The following is a 26,117-nucleotide window of genomic DNA, read 5'->3' as shown; positions in this document are numbered from 1 at the left end:
AAGGAGTAAGATAATAGTACCAAAAATAAGTAGTAAGTTAAGTGATTTTAGTAATTTAAATCAAATTAAAAACTAGATACTAAAGAAGCTATCAATAGTTTAACTAGTTTTAAAGGTTTAGTTGATTTAAAAAATACTTTAAATCAAATATGTCGACAAGAAAATAGAGATGTACCACCAATAAAAATTATTTTTAATAATATTAAAGATAATGAAAATACAAGTTTTATTTTTAATTGATTGAAAGTTGAAACTTTAGATAAATTTTTATCTAATAATATTATTAAGAATAGTGTGACATTTCTATTAAAACAGAAAATGACTTAGATAGTATTTGCAATAGTAAATACTATTTGACATCAAAAACAAACATATGAAGAGTTAATAAAAGAAATTATATAGGGGTCTATTATGAATCAAAATAAAATTTCAAATTTAGTTAAAAATATGAACAACAAAAACAAATTAATGAACTAACTAATTGAAATAAAGATTTACAAGAAGCAAACTTAAATTTAAAAATGCAACTTGATTTATTAAAGTTAAAAGCTAAAAATCGTAATCATGGATAGATTCATTTTAAAATAAATATATGAAAAACTAATTTTTAAATCATGTATAATTATATTAAGAAAATTTAGGAGGTAAAAAAGATATGTTGAGGAAATTACTAAGTATTTTAGGAGCAATGATTTTAATTGGAACAACAAGTACTAGCGTTGTTGCATGTGATGGTGGTGAAAATCCAACTCCTCCCACTCCAGATACAAGAACTGATATTGAAAATGAAATCACTAGTCCAATTGCTTTAGGACAATTATCTGCAAATACGAAAGCAGATTTCTTAGCAAAATTACAAACAGCATTAGCACGAATTCCAAATTTAAATACTTATAACACCTAGTGATTATGATGTTTATAAGGCAGGAACTACAACTGCTATACAAGATAGTAATATTACTTCAGGAACTTCTTTAAATATTAAAATTGTTGCTAAAGGTAATAAATTTAAAGGTAATAAAGACAATATTACAACTAACTATACTCAAAAAGATACAAGAACTGATTTAAGCACAATTACTAAATTAACTGGATTGAATATAACTGCTAACTCAACTGCCATTAATGATGAGTTATGAACTCAAATTTTAGATGCTAATGAATTTAAAAATTTAAGTTACAGTTCATATGAAACATTTATGTACAAAACCAATGACCTAAATGATACTACTGATATTAAACAATTAAAACAAGAAAAAGGAGATATTTATATCATTTTTCAAGTAAGCACAAACGAGGGAATTACTTGTTTTGGCGATACACCTAGGTTAAAAGTTACTTTAAAATAAAATTAATAGTTATTGTTGTTCATATTTTTAACTAAAATACTTTGAAGATAAAATTCACTAATTGATATATTTATTGTAGAATTATCTAGTTGCTAGTGTGGCCTTTGAACAGGTGGCATCGGTAACGATTTTTTTATTTTGTAAGATAGTACAGACATTTTGGACTATTTTCCATCTAATAAAAGTTTATCAAAATAATCCATAGGAGTCATTAATCGTAATGATTTATGTGGTTTAGAATTGTTATAATATTCTTGAAAAGAATTCACTAATTTTTGAAATAAACTAAAATCACTATTTAAATATGGTTTTATTTCAAATAAATTACTTCAATTTCTGTGAAATCTTTCAATCTTACCATTACTCTGTGGTGATCTAAACGGTGTAGTTTCATGAACTATACCTTTTTATTACAAAAATTTGTAAATCAACGATTCCTTTGTGGTTTTCCACAAGATGTATTAGTATATTGACTACCATTATCAGTTCTAATTCTTTTAATTTTAATTCCCAATTTTTCATAAAAATTTAAAGCATTTTTAGTAGCATTTACAATATCTCTGGTTTGTGCTTGTTCAGATGGATAACAATAAGTAATTCGAGTCTTTTCATCAATAAAATCAATAATATATCATCTTTTACTTCCTGTTATATAATCTGATACTACTTTAATATCAGTTTGCAATAATCCAGTTTCTTTTACTTCATATCTCAAATGTTTTTTCTTAATAGTTTTTTGTGAATAAAAACCAAAACGTTTTAATCAACGATATATAGTTTTAATCGAGGGTTTTGGCAAAAAATTAAACCTAATATCATCAATATGTCTTATTAAATAACAAAATTGAAAAGCACCTATACCAAACTCTTCTTTATACTGAACAAAATAATTTATAAATTTTTCTGATAATTCCAAATTATAGAAATATTTAATATTTTTAGGTTTTGTTGATTTAAATAATAATTCTTCAAAAGGTTTATGTTTGTAGAAAATATCATAAAAACGTTTAGCTCAATAATAAAAAGTTTACTTTGGTATATGTAATTGAGAAATTATTTCTTTACAAGTATTTTTATTTTTAAAAATAAAACAAAATTTTCTAAATTTACGATAATAAATATTAACTTTGTTAATATTTTTATCATTTTTATACTTTTCTACAAACTTGTTAAATTTATAATCAAATTTAGTAAAATCAGCACTATTAATTAAATATTTCATTTTAAACTACACCTCTCAACTAATAATATAAAGTTATAAAAACTTTTATTAGTCCAAAAAGTGTGTCTAATCTACAATTTTATAAGTTAAACAAATTTGATTATTCAAGAAAAATATAATAAAATTAAAAAATAATTAAAAAAAGGAAATAAAAATGATTAGTCTATTAAATGAAGAAAATGATAAAATCGGAATGATTTTAGTTATCAAGATTATTAATGAAAAAATATATTCTTTTTTCTATGAAAAGAAAAATGAGAATAAGATTAATAATCTTAATATTAATGGTGCATGAGGCTCTGGAAAATCTACAATTGTGAATAATTTAGAAAATTTTTACAAAAAAACATATGGTGAAAAAGATAAAATAGAATGAATTGTTTTAAATTTATGAGAATATGAAACTATTGTAAACCCTTATTTTAAATTAATTAATGATATTCTAAACAAAATTTTAGATAATGATGAAATAATTTCCAAAAAATTAAATAAAAATTATAAAATAGAAAAATCTGTTAGCACTTCTTGAACAATACCTTTTTTGAAAATATTTGGAGCAGAAATAAAATTTAATGCCAAAATGTTACAAAATGATAAAAATGATTTAAATAAATTAATAAAGGAAACAGTTGCAAAAATTAATAATTTTTTGAATGAAAATAACAAAAAGATAATTATTATATTTGATGAAATTGACAGATGTATACCTGACAATCAAATTAAATTTTTGAGTTATATTAAAAATATTTTTTTAGAAATTTCAAATATTTTTTTTTATTTCTAGTAAAAAAAACTTAATTAATCGCCATTTAAATAAGCCACTAGAAAACTATAAAGAAACTGAAGTTGAAAATTATACTGATAAACTTTTTGAAATGAAAATTGATTTGCAATATTTATTTTTTGCAGAAAATTATAATTTTGGTTCAAATCGATACATAGCACAATTTTTAACTCAAGTCTCAGAAACTAATCTAAGACAAATAAACAAAATAACGAAGTTATTATTATCAAAAACTATTAAAATAATTGAAAATATTGTTTTTATGGAAAATTCATCTCAAGAAGTAATATTTTTAATAGAACTCATTATATTTTATTGTTATTATCTAAAATTTAAATATCCTAATTATTTTGAAAAAGTCATTCAATTAACTGATGATAGATTATTAAATTCTAATTATATGTTACTAATTAAATCAGAAATCATAAGTAAATACTATGATATAAAATCATTAGAACCAAGTTCATTAAAGAAACTTGCTTTAAATGTAAATATTAATCCATCAACAATTCCAAAAAATATTAGTTCACCATTTATAAATAAAGTTATTTTTGGAATAAATCATAATAAAACATTTGATATTAAATTGTATTCTTTGCTATTACCATTTTTTGGTTATTTTGTTTCAAAAAAGGAACCAAATATTTTTTTTAGAGCAAATAGTAAAAATTACGAACACGAACCTACAGAGTATGCTCTTGATTTAAAAAATCAAGCATTGGAAAAACATGCGAGCACTTTTTTTGAAATTTTTTTCACAATTTACGACAAAAATAAAAATGAAATTTCAAAAACTCTTGACGATAAAAAGATCAATGAAATTATTAAAAATTCAATTTTTGATTATTAAATTATTTAAAATATTTATAATAATTTGATGTTATAATCAAGTTGAAAACTTAAAAATAAAGTGCAATAGCAGTACTGGTAATACTCTACTATTGCCAGCAGGTTCAAGTTCGTATTTTCACAACCTGCAAAGTAATTATATAAAGAATTAAAAAAAGAAATTGCACCCATGTTTTACCACCTATGACTTGCTATAAAGAATTAGTTGAAAAATTTAAACAAAAAAACTAAAAAAAATGAAAATATCCAATATTAATGAATGAAATATTAAAAGCTAGATATAATAAAGTTAAGGTTCTGATTACTAAGGTTATTCAAAAAAGTAAATTTAATAATCTTGATATTATAATTGGTGGTGAACCTTAAATAAAAGTAGCACCTTAATTAATAATGTTATTTAGAAATAAAGATAGATATTTAATTAGTGATGCAATTTATAGTACAAATAAAGATGTTTTAGATGCATATAAATTATGTGTTAATTGATTATCCACTAACAATCCAAGCATTAGCATTAAATTTTTTAATTTTATTTGATTTAGTTATTATTCCGATAAATAGTGATTTAGGGAGTTTTCAAGATTTAGTTGATTTAAAAAATACTTTAAATCAAATATATCGACAAGAAAATAAAAAAGTACTATCAATAAAAATTATTTTTAATAATATTAAAATAAAATTTACAACACAAATGACAGCTACTAAAATATCTAGTTTTGTTAGAAAATATATTAATGAAGAATATCAAAAAGTATTAATAACAAAAAAAATAAAGCAGCAAAAATATTTAAATTTAAGGAGAAAATCAGTATTATGAAAAGATTAATTACTATATTTGGAATCACAAGTTTAATTGGAACAGCTAGCATAAGTGCTGTTAATTCTTATATCAATGAAAAAACATTTTCTACATCTACGCAAAAAAATAATTTTAATAATGAAAACAATTTTATTGAAATTAAACAAATTAAAGAAAATATTTCAAATATAAATTTGTATAAAAATTATAAAGGTGAAATATTATATACTACATGAACTGGTGATGGTTATGGTAGAATTTATCAAATCAATAATAATTCTAAAAATGATCAACTGCTTGCCAAATTAAATGGTGAAATTTTAAGTTTAATAGTTGACAAAAATGGAATAATATACGCCAGTACAACAGGCACAGGAACAGGTTATGGTTTTTTATATCAAGTTTATAAAAATAGTTTTACTAAAATTTCTGAAATAAATAAAATCGTTTTAAGTTTAGCAACTGATAAAGATGGCAATGTTTATGCAGGTGGTGATAATGGTTCTATTTATAAAAAACAGTATAACCAAAAAGACTTTAAATTAATAATGCCATCTTCTGGTGAAGTTTATAGTTTAACAGTTGATAGTAATAATAATGTTTATGCAGGTATTGCTTATCATAATGACATTAGAAATAGTAAAATTTTTAAAAGTACTGATGGAATAAATTTTTATGAAATTCAAAATATGATAAACAATGAAATTAGGAATTTAAATAGTGATAAAGATGGCAATATTTATGCTAGTTTTCTAAATGGTAATGTTTATCAATATTCATTTAAAAAAGAAAAATTTATTAAAATAATTGAAATTAACGATAAAATTCAAAATTTAATAATTGATAAAGAAAGTAACGTTTATATAATAACTTGAAAAGGTAAATTATACTATAAAGTTTTTAATGAAAATAAAATAAATATTTTTAATATTATTGGTGAAATTTATAGTTTAACAATCGATGATAATAATAATATTTATGCAATTATTGCTAATGACCAAACTTTCAACATTATAAAAATAAAAAACAATTAAAAAGAATTAGAAAAAGTATTTTTAGTTGATTGGAAACTGAAACTTTAGATAAATTTTTATCTAATAACATTATTAAGAATAGTGATGTTTTTATTAAAACTGAAAATGACTTAGATAGTATTTGTGATAATCAATATTATTGATGTTAAAACAGTCAGATGAAGAACTTATTACTACAAAAATATTCTAAAATTATAACAAGAAATTTAAGGGGGTAAAAATATGAAAAATTTAATAAAAATTATAAGCGCTATAAGTTTAATTGGAACAGCAAGTACAAGTGTTATTGCTTGTGAAAATAAAATTAATACTATACAAAAAATAAATAATGTTATTAAAAATAAATTATTAGGTGATATTAATATTGGAATATTAACAATTCCTACTCCACAAAAAATTAAATTTGTTTTAAAAAAACAAAATCCCAATTTGGACATAGATGCTATTGCAATTACCAATATTACTAATGAAAATTGCAATGTAACTGGTGATAATAAAAGTTATATTGGAACTATTAATGTTAATTATTCATGTTCAACAACAAATAAAATTAATTTTAAATTAGATGAATTGCCTAAAAATTTAACAATTACCAATAACATGAATGGCTTACAACTATTAGATGCAATTAGAAGTGCTATCGTTAGTTTAGCTAATAAGGGTTATATTAGTAATGAAGAACTAAAAAGTGATCAAACTTTATTATGATCAGCATGAATTAGTAATGATGATCCATGAAATTATGAACAAATTTGAAGCACCACCAATTTAGAGCAATATAATAATGGTAACATTATCATTAAGATTAATATTAAAACTGATAATTTATATTTTAATCAAATAATAAATTGAGAAGAAATTAAAATTAATATTAAAACTGATTTCAATATATTAGCAGATAATATAAGAACTATTGATAATATTAAAATTAATGATATTAATTCTTTTGTTGAAAAATTAGTTATTTCATTTAGAACACAAAGAGAATTTAATAACTTAAAAAAAGATGACATTGATTTATTTAAAAAAGATAGCACTATTATTTTAGATAAAAATGATATTGTTGCTAATGCTAACCTAGAAATTACTGTTGAAGCAAAAAAACTAGTTCCCTATTTATAGGGAGTAAAAATGTTACAGTAAATTTGATTGTAAATAAAATTGATTTAAAAACTAAAATTACTACTTTAACAACTGATATTACTGCTGATTTATATGAACCATATCAAAAATTAATTCCAATAATAGATAATGCACCTGAAATTAAAAATTTATTGCCACAATTGTATGTTGTTAATATTGGTTTTTTTAAAGATGCAAAAGCTATGAATATATTAGATATCGATGATTCTCAAAAACCAGGTAATATCTACATCATTATCAGTGCAAGTGATAATGATCCCAACTATCAAGGAGATACAAATATTATAATGTTAACCTTAAAATAGAGGGTTTCTAGTAATCTGTTGTAAAGTAATGAAATTGCTTTATAGGTTTTGGTAGAAAAATAGTTTTTTTCTTTCTTTTGAAAAAGAAATTGGATATGCTCTATTAATAAAGTTCTTTTTATAAAATAAATAATCACTAATTATAAAGATATTTTTTTCATTTTATAAATAAAAACACTCAAATTTGAGTGTTTTTATTATTTTTTTTTAAAAAGCGAATTTGTTGGCAAGCATTAAAGTTCAGTCGCTACTAAAATAAGCAATTTTTTTTAACTCTTTAATATTAATTTCTTCTTTTTTTCAGTTTTTTTTAATATTAATTAAATTTATGATTGATAATGGAATAGTTACAATACAAATCATCATAACAATTGATGTATATATTGCTCATAGCATAAATCATTTTTCGGTTTTAATCATTTGTGATGTTTCTTTGATTGCTATAACATCATTTTTCTTTTTCTGTTTTTTCATTAGTAATAAAATGCTAATAATTCCCAAAGGATTTAATCCTAAAAAATACAAAAATAATCATAAAAATCGATACTTTTGTTGTTGAATTTCATTACTATTAACTACAAAAATACTCAAACTATATGAAATAAAACATGATTGAAAAATAAAAATAATAAATCAATAAAAACCTTTATTAACAGTTCAATTATTTACTAATACTAGAATTAAAAGAATTAAAAAACTTAAAAATGCTATGCTATTGCCAAAAGATAAACAAACATTTACTTTCATTATATTTTTTCAAGATGGATCATTTTTAAAATATTTTCATAGATTTTTGAACATAAAATCAACTCTATCTAATTGCTGCCGTATCCAAGAGGTATAACAGGAGCAGCTACATGAAATGCAACCCAAGAGCCTTTACCATAATCGTAAGCTCTTAATCCTGCAATATTAGCTGTAACTCAGCCAGCAATTAAAAGCGCTACTGGTCCTAAATAAGGGGCAACTTCTATGATTTGTTCAGCAATTTCTGTAATTGTTGTTCCACCCTCAGTAATTGATGCAATAGTATTAGAACTAAAATGTAATCTGCAATATCCAAATCAATATATATATGTTTCAAATCAAATTCCATCAATGTTAAGATTTTTAAATAGTAGAATATTAAAATGTGCTTTTCCTTGTTCATCAAAAATTATAATTTTGTTTTTATAATATCAATTTAATACTTGTAAATATTCATCACTAGTAATAATTTGATAAATTTTTAAATCTCACATTTTTTGATTTAATTTTGTTTTATCAAAAGTTACTAAATAATTTTTTAAACCAATAGCACTTAGTAAATTTTCTTTTAATTCTTGTATTTCTTGCACAGTTTTAGTTTTAAAATATTTTTCTATATATTTAAAATTTTCTGGTGTTGGTGTTCAGTCTTGTAAATTGTTTTTATGATTAATCTTAGTATTTGCTACCGTTAAAGTCCTAATTTGTGGTGATGTTCCTAACAGTATGGTTAATACAAAACCAGTTGCCATAATTTTTTTCATAATATTATCCCCCTTTTCTTTTTTTTAAAAAAATCTAAAATCTTATTTTTATATTACAACTTTTTTAAAAAGTAGTGTCAAATATAATTTTTTTATTATTTTAAAAAAAAGTTGAAATAATAATGAATATTTTCCAAATATTTTATAAAAAGCAAAAATTACTAATCAATGTATAGTGGGTTTTGAATGACATCAAAATAATAATAAAAGAATTGATGATACAATATTTGGTTCTTATAAAAATCATAAAAACAAACTGAAATAGGAACAAAAGATTTAAAAGTCTTACTTGGAGTATCAAAAGAAGCTTATATGCAAATATAAAATTTTTGATAAAAATAAAATTAAAAAAGTATTTTGAAAAAAAGAATTTTACATTAATTATATTTTTAATATTTTTTGTTTTGGTATTTTTTTACCTTTATTTATTAAATTTTTCTATGTTCGCAACTTAAATCATTAGCAAAAGAATAATGGTCTTTTTTATTATTCGCCCCTTTATAACAAAATCAAACTAAAAAATTTCAGGGTGTAAATAAAAATACATCATTCAATGATTTTTTAATGAAATATTTTCATTAAAATTTATTAATATAAATAGCTAATTTTTTCCGAATAGCTAAAGAAATATCTAAATCAAAATTTATATAAATTTTGTTGTATTTTTTCAAAAGTTTGTTCATTTAAATTATTAAAACATTTAATTTCATTAACTCATTTATTAATAAAGTTTTTCATATTATATCCATTTTTTATAACATTTAAATAACTATTTTTAGAAAAAATTCAATAATTTTTGGTTATTTTTTTCCAATTTAGTTATATCTCTAGCAATCGTAAGTATTACCTACGATTTCTATTTTGTTTACGTTCATTTTCAGTTAAGAATTTTTTACGCATTCGAATATTTTGTGGTGTTACTTCCACTAATTCATCACTGGCAATAAATTCTAAAGATTCTTCTAAACTAAAAATAACTGGGGGTGTCAATCTAACTGCTTCATCATTACCTGAACTTCTAGTATTTGTTAATTGTTTAGCTTTACAAGGATTAACATCTAAATCTTTATCACGATTACTTAGACCAATAATCATTCCTTCATATACTTTAGTTTGTGGTTTAACAAACAAAGTACCACGTTCTTCTAAAGAATTTAAAGCATAAGGTAATGTTGTTCCCGTAATCATACTTACTAAGACACCATTTCGATTATTACCAATTTCACCTTTTAATGGTTCATATGTTAGGAAACTACGAACCATAACACCTGTTCCACGAGTAATATTAATGTATTGTCGTCCAAAACCAATTAAACCACGGGTTGGAATATGAAAAACAATTTTATCACGAATATTGTCAGAATCCATATTTGTCATAATACCTTTTCTTAAATTTAAATTATTAATAACAGTACTACTATATTCAGTAGGATGATTTAAAATAATTTCTTCTACTGGTTCAGTAGTATGTCCTTTTTCATCTGTTTTAAATACTACTTCTGGTTTAGAAATACCTAATTCAAAGCCTTCACGACGCATATTTTCAATTAAGACAGATAAATGTAATTCACCACGACCAAAAACTTTAAAACCATCTGCATTACTACCAGACAATTGTGCAATTTTTAAACCAACATTAGTTTCTAATTCTCTTGTTAGTCGTTCTTTAATTTTATTACTAGTAACTAGTTTTCCTTCTGTTCCACAAAATGGTGAGTTATTAACAAGAAAGTTCATTGACATTGTTGGTGCTTGGATAGTAATTGGTTCCATTGGGATAACATTATCTTTATCACAAATAGTATTACCAATTGTGATATGTTCAATCCCAGCGACACAAACAATATCACCAGTAACAGCAGTTTTAACAGCTACTCGTTTTAATCCTTGATAAACAAACAAATATTTAATTTTTGCTTTTCTTTTTAAATCATAATCATCAACAATAATTACTTCTTGGCCTTCAGTAATAGTACCTTGAAATAATCGACCAATGCCAATTCTACCAATAAAACTATCATAATCTAAGGAACTAATTTGCATTTGCAATGGTTTATTAAAATTTACCAATTTAGAAATTTTAGCATGCTTAATAATTGTTTGAAATAATGGTTCTAAATTATTACTTGGTTGATCCAATTCATATTGCGCAATACCTTGTTTAGTAATACCATAAAGTGTTGGAAAATCTAATTGTTCATCATTAGCATTCAATTCCATGAATAGTTCTAATACTTCATCTTTTACTTCTTCAATTCTTTGATCTTTTTTGTCAATTTTATTAATCATTAAAATTGGATTTAAGTTGTGTTCTAATGATTTTTGCAGTACAAAACGCGTTTGTGGCATTGGTCCTTCAACACTATCAACTAATAAAATAACACAATCTACCGTTTTCATAATTCTTTCAACTTCAGATGAAAAATCAGCATGACCAGGAGTATCAATAATATTAATTTTAGTATTACCATGCATAATTGAACAGTTTTTAGAGTAAATAGTAATTCCTCGTTGTCGCTCTTGATCGTTACTATCCATGATTTGATTAACAATCACTTGATTTTGATGAAAAATATTTGATTGCTTTAATAAAGCATCAACTAATGTTGATTTACCAACATCAACATGGGCAATTACTGCAATATTAATAATTTTTTGATCAACAGAAACTTTTTCTTGTTTAGACATTATTTATTCTCCATTATATTCTTAAATTTTGACATTATATAAATTATACGCAATATTTTAAAATTTAGTAAAATAATTAAATTATTTTTTTTAATTATTTTAATTTTTTTATTATATATGATATTTATTTTAAATAATATAAAGTAAAAACTCTTTTGCCATTAAGAAAAGAGCTAAAAATTTTAAATATTTTTATATTAATAAATAAGATAGTGGCAACACAAATAATTTAAATAATAAAGAGTTAGTCAATAATTAAAATTGACTAAATTTTATATTATTACTTGCCTTTATCTCTTAGAAATAGTATCTGAATTTCTTTCTTCATTAGTAGCATTTAGATAATCATTTCTTGGTAATTGTTCATTTACTAAATGTCTTTTGATATCATGAAAGTTACTTCCTTCACTGCTACTATTTTGATTGAATATATTTTTTGGAAGAAAAATCTCTTGTAACTATTTTTTCTATTTATTAAGATCTTGTTGATAGTTTGCAATATTATTACTTTGCTGTATATTATTTTTGATTTCTAATGACAAGAGTTGCTTTTGGTTTGCTAATGATAAATCTAATAGCTCTTCTTGTAATGGTTGTTGGTTATTTAATAACCAACTTATTAACTGTTGTTTTTTAATAAATAAATCTATTTTATTGAGTTTTACAGATAATTTTTCTATTGTTATTTTATTTTGATTAATAATAACATTAAGTCTTTTTATTTTATTAAACATTTTATTATACTTATTACTATTTATTTTTCTTTATTTTTGATAATCTTCAAATTGTAAAAAATATCATTGCTGTTTTAGTAAGTTAGTTTTCATATTGTTAATTGTTTTAACTATTTCATTTGTTTTAAAATCTATAAGCAAATAATGTACTACTAATTTTTAAATTTTTATCCATTAACTGTTATATTTTTTTTCTTTTCTTGTTATTTTGCATGATCTAATATCAAAATACTAATAAATTTATTTATTATTTAAATTTTAATAATTTTATCAAATATTTTTAATGTTCAAAATTATGATATTATGTTTTGCAATTTTTATTTAAAATATAACATTATTAGTCAATATAAACTAAAATAAAATATTTTTTATTATTTAATAATAATAATTAAAAACTGATAAAATCAAATTACAAATTTATTTTGGAGGTAACAATAATGGCAAATAAAATATTAGTAATTCGTTCTTCAATGATAAAAAAAGAACTATCATATTCTGAAAGTTTAATTTCACGTTTTGTTAAATATTATCGTGAGTTTTATCCAGAAGATACAATTATTGAATTAGACTTAAATCAAATCGCAATGGCAAGTATTACTATTACACAAAAAAATTTTTCTTCATATTTCAATGAAAAAGATTCTGATTACTATATTAATCAACTAAAAAGTGTTAATAAAGTTATCTTTACAACACCAATGACTAATTTTAATGTTACAAGCATGACAAAAAATTATTTAGATCATATCTTAGTTGCTGGTAAAACTTTTGATTATAAATACACCAAACTTGGAGAAGCAAGAGGATTATTACCACATTTAAAAATTCAAATTTTAGCAACCCAGGGCGCACCATATGGATGATATTTATGAGGTAATCATGCAACATATTTAAAAGGAACATGAGAATTTGTTGGTGCTAAAGTAACCGAACCGATTCTTATTTGTGGTACTAAAGTACAAGAACTTCATGAAAATGATGCTAATTTAGTTATTGGAACAAAAGTACTAGCAAAAGGTGGTGGCTTACCAACATTGGGTCCAGAAAAAACAATGGATAAATTTGATCAATATATTAAAGTAGCAGCAAAAAAATTGGGAGCTTAGCGAAGATGTCTATAACTAATATTTTTGTGTAAATATCTCCTTTCCTTTTTAAATCCTTAAATTAAAATAAATGACAAAAGACGAGAATAAAAATCTTGTCTTTTTTTGTAATTGTAAAATTTTAAAATTTTTATTATTAACACGCTTTAAATATCTACTACATGCAGTGACCAAGTAGGAGAAAGTTAATAATTAATAAATAACCGTCTTTAACGCTATTATCAACACGTGTTAGGGAACTAAAAAAGTGAACTACAACACAGTTGTTTAAAATAGTAGCTAAAACATGTGGACTTTGCATGAATAAATAAAAAGTGGATGATGCCTAATAAAATATACTAACCAGTAATGGTAATTCTTGGGGTGGGAGCGAATTAGTAATTAGTATATATAGACCTGTTGTAGGGACCTATTATGTTAATTCTATTTTTTATTTAACCAACCTTGCCACTCCCCTAGTGAGCGAGTGTTGGTTTTATTTTTTATTTTTTTAAATTTATTTTTGAGCCCATTTTTCTAAGAAAAATAATATTAATAGTATTAATAAATAAAAAAAACAAAAATATATGCCATTTATGCTAAAAGCAAACAGGGCATATTTAAAGGATAAAATTAATTATGAAAACAAAAAATATTAAAACTCATGAAATAAAGAAAGAAAAATTTATTGATAAAATTTATAATAATAAATTTGCTTTAACTACTATTGTTATAATATCTACAATAGTTTTAATGATAACTGTTGCTTTTTTAATTACTGCATTTACTGTATGAAAATAATATTACTAAGAATATTTTAATTCATAATGAAAAAATATTTTTGTTGAACATGTAAACAATATAAATTAGATTATCTATTTTTTAATACTAATGATATTAAAACAAGAAAATATTTTTTAAGAGATAAAAACGGTAAAGCAATTTGTTATGACTGTATTTTAAATATTAGATTAAGTAGGGGATATAAAAAATAATGCAATATGAATTAATTATTGGTATTGACCCAGCAGGAATAGGTAGTAATGGAATTATTATATATTCAAATGAAACTAATAATATTATTTTTAATGAAACATTTAAAGCAGAAACTGTTTTAGAAAGTAAAAATTTGTTTAAAGAATACTTTTTAACAATTAAACAAGAGTTTAATAATAAAAAAATATTAGTTATTGTAGAAAATTTCTTTTTAAGTGCAAAACAATTATTAACTAATCCATTAGCAACTCCTAAAATTATTGGTGCATTAATGGTGTTAGTACAAGATGTTATGAATTGAGATTATTTAGAAAACCATCCAAAAAATAAAAACAAAATAGAAAATTATAAAGGAAATATAAAATTAACAAAACATGAAGAAGATGCATATAAACACATTCAATATTGTTTAAGGAATTTTAAAAATGAAAGATAAATCAAATTATGTGAAATTAACAGTAAAACTGAGTAACACTATTGAAGCAAAACATTATGAAAAAGGTAATAAAGAATTATATTATAGTGTTCGTGGACAATGAAATGGATTAAACTATGTTACTTTAATTTTTAATAACCCAAAATTTTATAAACGATGTATTTTATTAAACAAAAATGATGAAATTATAGTAAGTGGTCAAATCTTTAATACTTTAAATATTCCTAAAAATCGTGCATTTTGTTCAATTAATGTTAAATGATTTAAAAAATGAAGAAATGTAAATATTGTAATAAAAGAATTTGATTAAGTAAAAATTGATGTTTGAAATGTTTAGAAAAAAATAGTTAATAATTTAACTAAAAATAAGGAGAATAATAATGAATAAAGAAAAATTAATTAACTATATTAAAAAATCACAAAAAGAATATGAGAATACAGAAATAGACTTATTATTAGATATTTTAGTTCAAAAAATAAGAAGTGGTGAGTTTGATAATGAATAAAGACCAAAAAATTATTAATGAATATAATAAAAAACGTAATAAAGAGATAACAGAAGAACATTTGAATAATATAAAAAAAATAAGAGAAGAGTTTAAACAAAAAGTAATCAATAAATATAATGAAAAATTAATTATTTGGTTAAATAAACAAATTAGTATTTGTTTATGTGATTCATTAAAAGAAGCAGGTAAACTTACTGCTTATTATAAAGTAATTGAGTTTATAGAAAATGGAGAATTTCATTAATGATTATATTACCTACTTTATTTGGTGATAAAGATGAAATTGAAATATTATCACCATTTCCCAAAGCAATTCATACAAGTAATGATATTAGAGCAATTATTTTAAGACAATATCCTAATGTTAAATCAAAACACATCATTGTTTCTGACCCTGAAAGTGATGTTGCATTAATAGTTGGTGATAATGATGTTTATCAAGGTTGAATTAAAGTAACAATTAAAAAATTAGAAAATTAAAGGAGATTAAAATGCCAAATATAGAAAATCATTCAAATTATACTTTAACTAAATTAATAAGAACGGGAATTAGTCCTATTTGTGCAATGATTGGTACAAGTGCATATTATGGGCAAGTAATAGCAAATCCAATATTAGGAAGTATTAATTCTTTATTATTTGGTAAAAAATTAGGTTTAGATATCTGAAACTTGAACCAAAAACCAACTACTAAAACTAAATTAATTAATAGTAGTAAAAAAATATTATTAGGATTAGGAACAATGGGTTTAGCAAATTATAGTAAATGAACTGAAAATAATATTAATCCTATTATTCCAACAACACCAATTCCAACTACTACGGAAGGACCGCCATGATTATTATTAGATAAACAAGAAAATCAGTCATTAATTGATTGAGATACTTATATTTCATTAAATGCTTATGGTATCGCCAATGTTATTAATGGTTTAACTGAGTTAATACCTAATAAATTTGCAATGATACAAAAAATAGCAAATATGGCAACTGGTGGTTGTTTAATTAGTAGTGGTGTTGCGATGGGGATTAATAATGATTTTAATAATGCTTATGCAATACCTACTATTATTGCAGGAATAAGTGAAATTATTCATAATTTATTACCTATGGAAACAAATCATAGTATAGAAATGCAAGAAACTTCCTTTACAAATGAAACAACAAGATTAATTAATGATGATAGATTTACTATTAATAGTGAAACAAGTAGTCAATATGGCAGTCATAATTCTAATGTTTCATTAGATTGAGATGATACAGCTAATAATGCTTTACAACGTAGTAATAGTAATCTTACTTTATAAAAAAATGAAAGGAAAATATGGAAATGCAAGAATTTTTAAAAGCACTTGAAACAATTGGAATAAGTACAGGTATATTAATTTGTCGAGAAATTATTGTTTTATTAAAAAGATTTATTACAACTCCAAAACATGTTAGAGCAAATAATAAAATTATAAAACATCAAAAAAAATTAGCAAAACTTAATGAAAAAATTAATAAAGAAATTAAATAATGGGGTACTGTAAATGTTAGAAAATGAAAATAATGTTCAACAAGCAACTGAACCTTTAATTAAAAATAATGATTCTTCACAAGAAATAGAAAATAAAGTTAATGAAGCAGAAAATAAGTTAAATAAATTAAATAACGAAATTAAGGAAAAAGAAATAATTAATATATTTAAAAAATATCAAGTTAAAAGTGAATTTTATGATTATTTAAAATTTAAAACTAATAATATAGAAAATTCAAAAATAGAAGAAGCTATTAAAAAAATGATTAAAGAACAACCAGTATTTAAAGAAATAATAAATACAGGTGGTAAACAACAAACAATAATAACAAATCAACCAAGTTCAATAAAAAGTACTTTATTGGATTATAAAAAGAAAAATAATTTATAACAGAAAGGAAATGAAAAAATGTCAGTACCATTCAATCAAAATTTAGATAATACCGAAAAATTAGTAGAAGCACCAGAGTTTATAGAATTTTATAAACAATCAAATTCACCATGAGCAAGTTTTTTTCCTATTGAAATGGTTAATTCTACAAAAATTGAATTTATAGTTAAAAAACCAAAAAATTCAGAAATTAAAGTATTAAAATGAAATGATAAAAGTAAAGGATTAGATGTTAGTTATGCTGAAACTATTAAAATTTTAAAAGAAATTAAACAAGAAGCAGTTGCAGGTGAAATAATTGCTAATGTTGATTTAAACGCTGAAAATGGACAAAATTTATTAAATACAATGCAATATGAAGTAGCAAATGATTTAGCAGATTATTTAGCAAATAATGATACAACTGTAATTGCAAAATATGCAACTAGATTAGATATTACTGATACAACACCAGTAGGCTATTTAAAATCAATGTTATCTGCTTGAAATACTTTATTTCAATTAAGAAATAGTAATAATTGTCAATTTTTTATTACTAATAATTTATATGATAGTTTAGTTTATTTAGCTGATAATAAAGGTTTAATTACTGATAATCAAATAGCACAACAATTAAGATTAAATGGAACAAATTTATATATCAAAGGTGTATTATGTCAAATTGTAATGGATGACTATATGACTTTTACTGATAATAATGAAACTAAAATTATGTCTTTTGTCTTAGCAACACCAAGAGCAATGAAAAGATATATGTTACAAAATACAGTTGTATATGTACAAGACATAAATGATGGTAAAGTTGGAAGAAGATATTTAGTTGGTGGAGAATTAACTGGTGAAGCAATACCTTATATAACAGATGAAGAAAAAACTTCACGTTGAATGTTATGTGGAATTATTAATACTGATAAAATTGATTTAAAAACTAAAATTACAAGTTTAACAACAAATATTACTGCAAATGTTAATAAAAATAATAATGAATTAGATACAGAAATAAAAAGTACTAATGAACTTAAATCATTAAATCCAAATTTAATAAATCCAAATATTAAATATTTTAGTGATGTCCAAGGAAAAACTAATGTAAGTAATCAAAAACAAAAAGTAGGTGACTTGTATATAACTATTACTGCCAATGTTAATGATATAAATTATAAAGGGTCAACAAATCCAATTAAAATAACTCTTAAATAAAGGAAATTAATATCATGCCAATTGGTACAACTAGTACAGCAATACTTTTAAATATCAATAAACCAAAACATACTAGAATAAGTAAACAACAAGAAAATAAAAGTTTTTGATGAGAAATTTTAGAAATGATTGGTGTACAAGTAATAGCAGTAGCACTTGCTCCTTTTACTGGTGGATTAAGTGAAAGTATAGCACTTGGATTAGGTGCAAGTGATTTACTTGCTAGTATTAGTGCTGTTGGTGTAGAGTTTTTAACTGATTTTACTATTAATCAAGTTTATGATTATTTAAAAGGAAATGTAACACCATTAAATACTTTTTTTAATATCTTACCTGCATTTGCTGGACTTAATAAAATTAGTCGTGGTTATCGTACAACTAAATTTATTAAATTAGCACAAAAAACTAAAACATTAGAACAAATTGGTATTAAAGAAGCAAAAAACTTACAAGAAATTATTAGTCAAGTAAGTGGTAAAGAAATTTTAACAGATAAAATTATTGGTAATAAACGTTATTTATTTAATTATAGTTTTGCTCCTAATCGTGAGACAATAATCCAAAATTTAGGTTATGTTGCTGAAAGACAATATAAAAATAATTTTCAAAAATTAGAAGTACAAGAGTTAAAAGATTATTTATTATTACAAAATACATTAATAAAATTAAGTCCACAATTAACTCCAAAGTTTAAAATTAAAGATATTGAAAAAGCAAATAATTTTTTTAAAAAATATAATACTGATTTAAAAGAAGTATTAAAAATGAATCAACATGATTGATTAAATTTAGTTCATACAATACATACAGATAATAGATATGGTAAATCTTTAATTTTAGATTTACAAAAAATTCGTGCTAATGCTATTAAATTTAATTTTAAAAAGAGTTCAATTCATAAGGTTGTTTTAAAAGCAAATAAAATTTTTAAGTATTTTGATATTAGATTTTATTTAAAAAAAGGTTTAAATAAATTTTGAAAAGATACTCCATATTTTGAAAAATTACGAGAAAGTATATATAAATTACAAGAAAAATTTGAAAAGTTAGAAAAACAAGTATTTGAAAAAATTAATAAATTAAAAGAAAAAGCAACAGATTTATTTACTAGTGCAGAAAAGAAAGCAATTAAACATGCACAATTAATCCCATTAAATTCACCTGTATTTATGGGTTGCAAAATTCAACCTTTATCATTAAGTAAATGTGCAATTACTATTTATCATCGTAATCCTAAATATAAACCAATTATAGTTATTGATAGTATTCTTAAAGCAGAAACTTTTATCACTCAAATACATCCATTCCATTGATATCGCTGATATAGTGGTTGATACATTGGTTATGGAGTTAGTCGTAATAAATGATTAAAAGCAATTGCATTTGCTCCACCAGTTGTTCAACAAGTAATTAGAGATAGTTTTAAAGTTTATAGAGAAATATTTAGAATAGTAAGAACTTACCATAAAGTAGTTAATGTTATTAATAATCCTATTGAAAATATTAATAAATCATTTAAAAGTGTTGGTTTAAAATTTTCAGTTAATACATTATTTGGTACAGGATTATTACATCATTTAGAAAAATTTGTATATAGTCAAGTTGTAGCAAAAGGTAAAAAGAAATTACAAAAAGAAGTTATTCATATAGTGCATAGGAAAACTAAAACAAAAACTAAGCATTATAAAAAAGCATTTTTTAAGGAATGATAAATTATGATTAATAAACTTTGAACTGATGTCAGTTTAGAAAACTATAATAACTGATATCCATTAACTGGAAAAATTATAGAAACACCACAACAATATATAAATACATGACCTAATGTTAAGGATTGATTTACAACTTTTGCTATTCGTGCTCAAAATGATATTAATGCTTATCTTAATTTTATTTTATCTAAATTTCCTTTTGATAGTTTTAAAGATGAATTAATTAAAGAAACATTAAGAGATATGGTTTATGTTTGTGTTGAACATTGAGTATTTAATCGTACACCAATTGAGTTTAATGTTGATGCTACTATTCAATTTAATAATGGTACATCATTTAGTGCAAATAGTATTCCTAGTATTAATGTTTGAGATTTAGCACCTAGTAGAATGAAAATATGAGCAAGATTAACAGAATTAAAACAAATATTTTCAAGTTATAATAATGATGAAATAGATATTGAAAAAATTGATTTAAAAGCATTCTATACTAGAAATCAAGTTGATGAATTAATTAAAGAACAAAAAGCATTTACATTATCAAAGCAAATGAAATTATATGATGATTTAGTTGATGATAATGAAAATGAAATATATAGGGGTCCTGTTAGTAAGTTTGTTAATAAAGGTTATGTAGCAACTGAATATGATAAAGAAACTGAAACAATGATTTTAGATTGACCTGATGAAATTGGTACATTACCACCAGAAGCATTACAAAATAATCCACAAGTTGGTGATTTTACTCATGCTGCAACTGCTGACTTTTCTGCTAAACAACAAAAAAGAATTACTACCAATGAAAATAATATTAAATTATTAGAAAATAAAGTTGATATTAATAAACAAAATATTGATGATATTAAAAATAATTGATTTAATATTGCAACTAGTCCTTTATGAAAAAAAATGTCTTCTATTATTCCTAGTAATGAATTTGGAAAAATATATTTAGCAATATGGGGTTATAGTTACCAATCCACTACTAATCCAACTGATAATTATATATATAGTAATAAAAAAACTATATTTAGTTTAGGTGGAGAAGTTCAAAGAACAACACAAAAAAGTATTAAATTAGATGAATTAATTGTAAATGATAATGTTAAAATACAATTATTATTTACTCAGGAATGAAATGATATTACTGTAACTTCTAATGATGCTAATTATCAACCTATTTCTGTTGAATTATACCAATATATAGGAAAAGGGACACCAACTGAATTTATAGCAGAAGATAGTACAGAACATGATTATTATACAAAACAAGAAACTAATGAATTATTAGATAAAAAACAAAATATAAATGACGATAATTTACAAACAGTTGCTAAACAAATTGTTCCTGCAATTAATGAAAATAAAGTAAATATAGATAAAAAAATGGATGTAGAACAATTTCCATATGCTTTTGCTGTAAATGCTCTTGGTACTGAAAATCCTAATTTAGAAACTACTGATAAAACTATTGTTGGTGCTATTAATGAAATTAAAACAAATGGTGGTAATATTGATGAAAATAGAATCTTCAATAATAAAGATGATAAAGATAGTACTACAAGATTAGTTAATGAAATTATTAAAACAAATGTTGGTGGTAAAACTTTAATTTATAGAAATAATCCTAATGTAACAGATGATAAAGATATTCCAGATAAAAAATATGTTGATGATGAAATTATAAAAATAAAAGATTTAATTAAAAAACTTGTTGTATGAAAAACAATAGGTGAAAGAGTTGATGATAGAACTTGAAGTAATTTTTCACCTAGTTTAAATGCTCTTTATCGTGTATTTTTAATTACTGAAACAAGTGTACCATTACAAAATGGTTATAAAGAAGTTATCTTTTTTACATCAGCACAAGCAATTGGAACTGGTACAAGAAGAATTACTACAAGAAAAATTAGTAATAGTGATGCTACATTAAATATGATTTATGATAATACAAAATGAACATTAAAATTAGATGGTGGAGATACTGGGGGAGCAATATATAGATTAGAAGAATTAAAAGCAGAAGATTTATATGAAATAAAAAGTAATACATTAGATATAAAAGTACCAGAAATAGTAGATATAGAAAAACCTATAAAAATTGATTCAAAAACCTTATTAACAAAAGAAATTAGAGAAAATGAATGAGAAATAAATTTAAAAGAAAGTCCAACACCAATACCTTATCCAAAATGAAAAGATGTAGCAATATCATTAAGTGGTAATTCTATTTCTTCTTATCAATTAAAATCAAATACATTTTATAAAATATTTTATGATTTGAATCCTTTTAGTACGAGTACATTTGGCAAAACTCCAACACAAACAATAGAAATATTTTGACAACCACAAACATCATCAAATTGAGTATGTTTTCTTCCAAGTTTAAAAAGAATTTCATATATTAATATTGTAAATAATAAATTAATAAAATTAATAACTGATCAAGGTTATTTATGAAAATTACAAGAATTACAGGAATAAGATTATGTTTTTTAAAATTTTAAAAATTATTTTAGGTTTAATTGGTTTATTATTATCATCAGCAACAGCAATTTTAGTTATATTTATTATTGTCAAAATTATGTTAAAAATTAATCAAATATTTTAGAAAGGTGGTGAATATTATGATAAGTTTATTTAAAAGAAAAGATAAAAGTAATATTAATGATAATCAAAATGAAAAATTAAAATTTTTAACTAATAAAAATAAAAGTACTCATGCTTCAATTTTAAATTATTTTGGTTTTAATAATTTTAACCATGAAACTTATTTTACTGATTTTGTAGCAGAAAATAATGCGAATTTATATAATGCTCCACTAGATATTAATAATGAAACTATTAAAAAATATTTAATTCAACAAGAATTTTATAGAAAAAATTGAAATTCTATTTTTAAATTAAGTAAATTAGGAATTAGTGGTTATTTAATTTTTATTGCTAATGATGACTTATATTTTCAAGTCGTTGATATACAACAAAGAGTTTATGATATTACTGGTAAATTAATTCAATGTACTATTTTTTATGATAATTATGAACAAAATACACAAATGGTAAGATTATTTGAAGTTTATACATTAAATAATGAACAAGTAACTATTAATCGTACAATTTATAGTATTAGTGATAATAAAAAACAATTTCCATTAGATTTTAAATCATACATTAATAATCCTAATTTATCACAAGAGCAAACATTAAATATTAATTATATACCAATAGCAATTATGCGAAATAAAGCAAATGAGTTAGCAGATTGTAATAAAGTAATGGATAAAATTAAAGCATTAGATGTTATTTTTGAACAAATTGTATTAGATACTATTTTAAACTCACCAAAATTTATTTTTAGTCAAACTTATGGTAATGTTCAATCTTTAATGGAAGAAGCAGTAAGAACATTAGTTACTAAAAACTATATATTTAAAAGTGCTGGTGATAATAATGAACAAAACGAAAGTGTCAATATGACTAGTAGTAATTTTAAAGGTAAAAATTTAACTGATATATATGATTGATTAGTTAATGAAATATCTAAACGTTGCGGTATTCATATACCAAGTCAAAAGAAATCTGCACAACAATCAGTACCCGAAAGTACAGCAGTTAATATTTCAACTATTAATTATATTGAGCAAAAATTATGACAATTTAATATTGATATTCTTAAATTTATCCAATTATTAGTAAGTATAGATAAAGATTTATTAACTAGTAAAACATTTAATATTGATGATGAACAAGATATTAATAATTTAACAGTTAAATTAAAATTATTTAATCCCGAAAATAACCAATTAATAGGAGATAACAATGGAAAACAACAACAAACCACAAACGAAGTTTCCACAGAAACAAAAGCAAACTAAACTTAATCAAGCAGATGTAGAAAATGATTATTTAATTGATAATATTCCTTATGATTTTACTAATATGATGCGTGCTACTAGTGACCTAGATATTAATAGAGCATATGATGAATTTAAAAAAAGAACAATTTATATTTATGAAATTGAACGTTTATTTAAAAATAATGAAAATAATAGTTTAAAATTTTCAGCAAATACTATTAAAATTGGTTTTATTGATATTGAAAAAGTGTTAAAAACTACTGCTGTTGAAACATCTGATTTTACTATGCAATTAAATCAAAGAGCAAGTACTAATATTAATGATAATACAATTGAATATAGTATGACTGATATTAAGAATTTAATTTTTCAAGAAATAGAATTATTAAATCAATTTAAGTTATATGCTGTATCTATTAATGAACCTTTAACCGAAAATAATATTAATAATTTATATATTATTAATAATTATTCACAACCTTATCAAAATCCAAAAACAAGAAGTACTAAAAGTATTACTATTATTAAAATTAAAGATTTTAAAACTCGTGATGGTTATCCAATTATTATTAAATTACAAAAACCATTAGATAAAGATATAAAAGTTAAGGGTTTAAAAATTAAAGCCCCTAGAAGCATGATTTTTGGCAATATAAAGGTACTTGGTGAAGTTGATAATATGCAAGTATACCCTAAATTATTTGTTAAAGATAAGATAGCATTTCCATTATTATCAATGCCTATTGAAACGCAACCAAAAGTTAGAATATTACAACAATGATTTAGTGAACAAATATTACCTTGAAATTTAGCAAAGCAATTTATAGGACAAGAAAAATCAGTTTTAGATTTAATTGCTATTGGTGGTGGAACTGAAACAAGAAAAGAAATTATTAATAATGCAAGAGTTACATATACTAAATTAGGTTATAAAGTTACTAAGAGTCCACAATTATGACCATTAAATGAAGAAAAAGAATTAAAAGATAATGAAGTATGGCATTTGCCTTGAACAACAGCTGATTGAGTTTTAAATATTGCTACAACAAATAAATTTGATGATGTTGAACTTGAAATAAATGATAAGCCACTAGTTGATAGTTTACAAAAAGTATTATTAGATATGTTAACTTATACATATAGTTATAATAGAAACTTTGATGGTGCAGAATATAATAATGGTAATCCATCAAATGAAATAGCCAAATTACGTCAAAAATTCGAAGGACAAAAACCAGATGATGTAATTACTAATTTATTTAAACAATGAGAACTAGATTATCCAAATTATATTAATTTACCACAAGTTCAAATATTAAAACAAATAGTTATCATGTTATCAAAAAATATTTATTCCACAATGTCAATTAATAAAGGTTTAAATGATGATTATAAATTATTATTACCATATTATTTCGAATTAAAATCAAATCCTATACATTCTACACCAGATAAAGTTTGAGAATTTAAAGATGTAAAAGTAATATTAAAATCTGAATATTTTGATTTTGCAGATATAAATAATATTAAATTAAAAAATGATGATATTAGTCAAAACGAATTATTTAAACTTGATGATAATCAATTTAACTGATTATCTATTACAAACGAATTAGAAAGTAATAATATACCTTCATTAATTCCTGCTGATTGAACACTTGGTAATGGTGAATATGGAAAATACTTTACAAGAGCAGTTATTAACAAAACTAAGATTGAAAATGCATTAAATTTATATGGTTCAAATAAATCTCAATTGTTTTCTAAATTAGAATTTTATAAAGAAATTTTACAAATTGATAATAATAGCGAATTTGAATTACAAATTGAAAATCCGATTAATAATTTAAATCGGATTGAAATTAGCGGAGTATTTGGTGCTGGTCATTATGATTTAATTTTAGTAACTAATAAACAAGAAATAAATTTAAAAAACATTAATTTATTTGATAAATATAATGAGAACACTTCATATATAAATTTAGAAATTTAGT

The 26,117-nt window shown here is 22.4% G+C and carries 31 protein-coding genes; 24 read left to right on the top strand and 7 right to left on the bottom strand.

The window, feature by feature from the left end; translation table 4 throughout:
- Nucleotides 1–655: 655 nt before the first annotated feature.
- Nucleotides 656–904, top strand: a complete 249-nt coding sequence (locus ACQH25_RS03410; protein WP_425381818.1) for a lipoprotein — start codon at nt 656–658, stop codon at nt 902–904.
- Nucleotides 905–1,094: 190 nt separating this feature from the next.
- The gene (locus ACQH25_RS03405; protein WP_425381817.1) at nt 1,095–1,349 is read left to right on the top strand and encodes a hypothetical protein; all 255 of its coding nucleotides are present in this window, start codon (nt 1,095–1,097) and stop codon (nt 1,347–1,349) included.
- Nucleotides 1,350–1,513: 164 nt separating this feature from the next.
- On the opposite strand, the gene ACQH25_RS03400 is transcribed toward ACQH25_RS03405, so the two are convergent.
- The 3 genes from ACQH25_RS03400 to ACQH25_RS03390 form a co-directional block, all read right to left on the bottom strand.
- Nucleotides 1,514–1,702 (bottom strand): integrase core domain-containing protein, encoded by a 189-nt coding sequence (locus ACQH25_RS03400; protein WP_425381845.1) that lies wholly within the window; start codon nt 1,700–1,702, stop codon nt 1,514–1,516.
- Nucleotides 1,703–1,746: 44 nt separating this feature from the next.
- Nucleotides 1,747–2,265 (bottom strand): DDE-type integrase/transposase/recombinase, encoded by a 519-nt coding sequence (locus tag ACQH25_RS03395; protein WP_425381816.1) that lies wholly within the window; start codon nt 2,263–2,265, stop codon nt 1,747–1,749.
- Nucleotides 2,266–2,376: 111 nt separating this feature from the next.
- On the bottom strand, nt 2,377–2,571 hold the full coding sequence (locus ACQH25_RS03390) for a hypothetical protein (protein ID WP_425380828.1): 195 nt from the start codon (nt 2,569–2,571) through the stop codon (nt 2,377–2,379).
- A 154-nt stretch (nt 2,572–2,725) separates the two neighbouring features.
- Here ACQH25_RS03390 and ACQH25_RS03385 point away from each other — a divergent pair, with 154 nt between their 5' ends.
- From ACQH25_RS03385 to ACQH25_RS03360, 6 genes are all read left to right on the top strand, one after another.
- Nucleotides 2,726–3,355: a P-loop NTPase fold protein gene (locus ACQH25_RS03385; RefSeq protein ID WP_425381815.1), complete on the top strand. Its 630-nt coding sequence runs from the start codon at nt 2,726–2,728 to the stop codon at nt 3,353–3,355.
- Between the two features lie 91 nt (nt 3,356–3,446).
- Nucleotides 3,447–4,205: a hypothetical protein gene (locus ACQH25_RS03380; RefSeq protein WP_425381814.1), complete on the top strand. Its 759-nt coding sequence runs from the start codon at nt 3,447–3,449 to the stop codon at nt 4,203–4,205.
- 459 nt (nt 4,206–4,664) lie between these two features.
- Entirely contained in the window at nt 4,665–5,030 is a 366-nt protein-coding gene (locus tag ACQH25_RS03375) for a hypothetical protein (protein WP_425381813.1), read from the top strand.
- Nucleotides 5,018–6,037 (top strand): hypothetical protein, encoded by a 1,020-nt coding sequence (locus ACQH25_RS03370; RefSeq protein ID WP_425381812.1) that lies wholly within the window; start codon nt 5,018–5,020, stop codon nt 6,035–6,037. The genes ACQH25_RS03375 and ACQH25_RS03370 overlap by 13 nt, the downstream gene beginning before the upstream one ends.
- A 222-nt stretch (nt 6,038–6,259) precedes the next feature.
- Nucleotides 6,260–7,159 carry a hypothetical protein gene (locus ACQH25_RS03365; protein ID WP_425381811.1) on the top strand — a complete coding sequence of 300 codons (900 nt, stop codon included), beginning with the start codon at nt 6,260–6,262 and terminating at the stop codon, nt 7,157–7,159.
- A gap of 23 nt (nt 7,160–7,182) precedes the next feature.
- The gene (locus ACQH25_RS03360; protein ID WP_425381810.1) at nt 7,183–7,485 is read left to right on the top strand and encodes a hypothetical protein; all 303 of its coding nucleotides are present in this window, start codon (nt 7,183–7,185) and stop codon (nt 7,483–7,485) included.
- 207 nt (nt 7,486–7,692) lie between these two features.
- Here the strand turns inward: ACQH25_RS03360 and ACQH25_RS03355 are convergent, their stop codons facing one another.
- The 4 genes from ACQH25_RS03355 to ACQH25_RS03340 all read right to left on the bottom strand — a co-directional run bounded on the left by ACQH25_RS03355 (nt 7,693) and on the right by ACQH25_RS03340 (nt 12,418).
- Nucleotides 7,693–8,286, bottom strand: a complete 594-nt coding sequence (locus tag ACQH25_RS03355; protein WP_425381809.1) for a hypothetical protein — start codon at nt 8,284–8,286, stop codon at nt 7,693–7,695.
- Nucleotides 8,287–8,300: 14 nt separating this feature from the next.
- Nucleotides 8,301–8,996 (bottom strand): hypothetical protein, encoded by a 696-nt coding sequence (locus ACQH25_RS03350; protein WP_425381808.1) that lies wholly within the window; start codon nt 8,994–8,996, stop codon nt 8,301–8,303.
- Between the two features lie 843 nt (nt 8,997–9,839).
- Complete coding sequence (gene typA, locus ACQH25_RS03345) at nt 9,840–11,684, bottom strand: translational GTPase TypA (protein ID WP_425381807.1); 1,845 nt, start codon at nt 11,682–11,684, stop codon at nt 9,840–9,842.
- A 467-nt stretch (nt 11,685–12,151) separates the two neighbouring features.
- Complete coding sequence (locus ACQH25_RS03340; RefSeq protein WP_425381806.1) at nt 12,152–12,418, bottom strand: hypothetical protein; 267 nt, start codon at nt 12,416–12,418, stop codon at nt 12,152–12,154.
- A 437-nt stretch (nt 12,419–12,855) separates the two neighbouring features.
- Between ACQH25_RS03340 and ACQH25_RS03335 the strand changes: the two genes are divergently transcribed.
- From ACQH25_RS03335 to ACQH25_RS03260, 16 genes are all read left to right on the top strand, one after another.
- Complete coding sequence (locus ACQH25_RS03335) at nt 12,856–13,524, top strand: FMN-dependent NADH-azoreductase (RefSeq protein ID WP_425381805.1); 669 nt, start codon at nt 12,856–12,858, stop codon at nt 13,522–13,524.
- A gap of 618 nt (nt 13,525–14,142) precedes the next feature.
- Entirely contained in the window at nt 14,143–14,304 is a 162-nt protein-coding gene (locus tag ACQH25_RS03330) for a hypothetical protein (protein WP_425380799.1), read from the top strand.
- A 193-nt stretch (nt 14,305–14,497) separates the two neighbouring features.
- Nucleotides 14,498–14,935 carry a hypothetical protein gene (locus tag ACQH25_RS03325; RefSeq protein ID WP_425380731.1) on the top strand — a complete coding sequence of 146 codons (438 nt, stop codon included), beginning with the start codon at nt 14,498–14,500 and terminating at the stop codon, nt 14,933–14,935.
- Nucleotides 14,925–15,245: a hypothetical protein gene (locus tag ACQH25_RS03320; protein WP_425381804.1), complete on the top strand. Its 321-nt coding sequence runs from the start codon at nt 14,925–14,927 to the stop codon at nt 15,243–15,245. The genes ACQH25_RS03325 and ACQH25_RS03320 overlap by 11 nt, the downstream gene beginning before the upstream one ends.
- Nucleotides 15,246–15,315: 70 nt before the next feature.
- Complete coding sequence (locus tag ACQH25_RS03315) at nt 15,316–15,441, top strand: hypothetical protein (RefSeq protein WP_425381803.1); 126 nt, start codon at nt 15,316–15,318, stop codon at nt 15,439–15,441.
- Nucleotides 15,434–15,688: a hypothetical protein gene (locus ACQH25_RS03310; protein WP_425380729.1), complete on the top strand. Its 255-nt coding sequence runs from the start codon at nt 15,434–15,436 to the stop codon at nt 15,686–15,688. Before ACQH25_RS03315 ends, ACQH25_RS03310 begins: the two co-directional genes overlap by 8 nt.
- Nucleotides 15,688–15,924, top strand: a complete 237-nt coding sequence (locus tag ACQH25_RS03305; protein WP_425380728.1) for a hypothetical protein — start codon at nt 15,688–15,690, stop codon at nt 15,922–15,924. Before ACQH25_RS03310 ends, ACQH25_RS03305 begins: the two co-directional genes overlap by 1 nt.
- A gap of 11 nt (nt 15,925–15,935) precedes the next feature.
- Nucleotides 15,936–16,751 (top strand): hypothetical protein, encoded by an 816-nt coding sequence (locus ACQH25_RS03300; protein ID WP_425381001.1) that lies wholly within the window; start codon nt 15,936–15,938, stop codon nt 16,749–16,751.
- A 17-nt stretch (nt 16,752–16,768) separates the two neighbouring features.
- Nucleotides 16,769–16,963, top strand: coding sequence for a hypothetical protein (locus ACQH25_RS03295; RefSeq protein ID WP_425380726.1), 195 nt, complete (start codon nt 16,769–16,771; stop codon nt 16,961–16,963).
- A 13-nt stretch (nt 16,964–16,976) separates the two neighbouring features.
- Entirely contained in the window at nt 16,977–17,354 is a 378-nt protein-coding gene (locus ACQH25_RS03290) for a hypothetical protein (RefSeq protein WP_425380725.1), read from the top strand.
- 18 nt (nt 17,355–17,372) lie between these two features.
- Nucleotides 17,373–18,554 carry a hypothetical protein gene (locus ACQH25_RS03285; RefSeq protein WP_425381002.1) on the top strand — a complete coding sequence of 394 codons (1,182 nt, stop codon included), beginning with the start codon at nt 17,373–17,375 and terminating at the stop codon, nt 18,552–18,554.
- A gap of 14 nt (nt 18,555–18,568) precedes the next feature.
- Nucleotides 18,569–20,266 carry a hypothetical protein gene (locus ACQH25_RS03280; RefSeq protein WP_425380802.1) on the top strand — a complete coding sequence of 566 codons (1,698 nt, stop codon included), beginning with the start codon at nt 18,569–18,571 and terminating at the stop codon, nt 20,264–20,266.
- 3 nt (nt 20,267–20,269) lie between these two features.
- Nucleotides 20,270–22,750 carry a hypothetical protein gene (locus ACQH25_RS03275; protein WP_425380803.1) on the top strand — a complete coding sequence of 827 codons (2,481 nt, stop codon included), beginning with the start codon at nt 20,270–20,272 and terminating at the stop codon, nt 22,748–22,750.
- Nucleotides 22,751–22,754: 4 nt separating this feature from the next.
- A complete protein-coding gene (locus ACQH25_RS03270; protein WP_425380804.1) occupies nt 22,755–22,877 on the top strand; it encodes a hypothetical protein in 123 nt (40 codons plus the stop codon).
- A 16-nt stretch (nt 22,878–22,893) separates the two neighbouring features.
- Complete coding sequence (locus ACQH25_RS03265; protein WP_425380805.1) at nt 22,894–24,141, top strand: hypothetical protein; 1,248 nt, start codon at nt 22,894–22,896, stop codon at nt 24,139–24,141.
- Nucleotides 24,086–26,116, top strand: a complete 2,031-nt coding sequence (locus ACQH25_RS03260) for a hypothetical protein (RefSeq protein WP_425381802.1) — start codon at nt 24,086–24,088, stop codon at nt 26,114–26,116. The genes ACQH25_RS03265 and ACQH25_RS03260 overlap by 56 nt, the downstream gene beginning before the upstream one ends.
- The last annotated feature ends 1 nt before the right edge of the window (nt 26,117 follow it).

Origin of the sequence: Spiroplasma endosymbiont of Polydrusus pterygomalis, from assembly GCF_964030825.1 — a bacterium.
In the GTDB taxonomy this organism is placed as follows: domain Bacteria; phylum Bacillota_I; class Bacilli_A; order Mycoplasmatales; family VBWQ01; genus Spiroplasma_E.
This window is presented reverse-complemented; position numbering and strand designations above follow the sequence as displayed.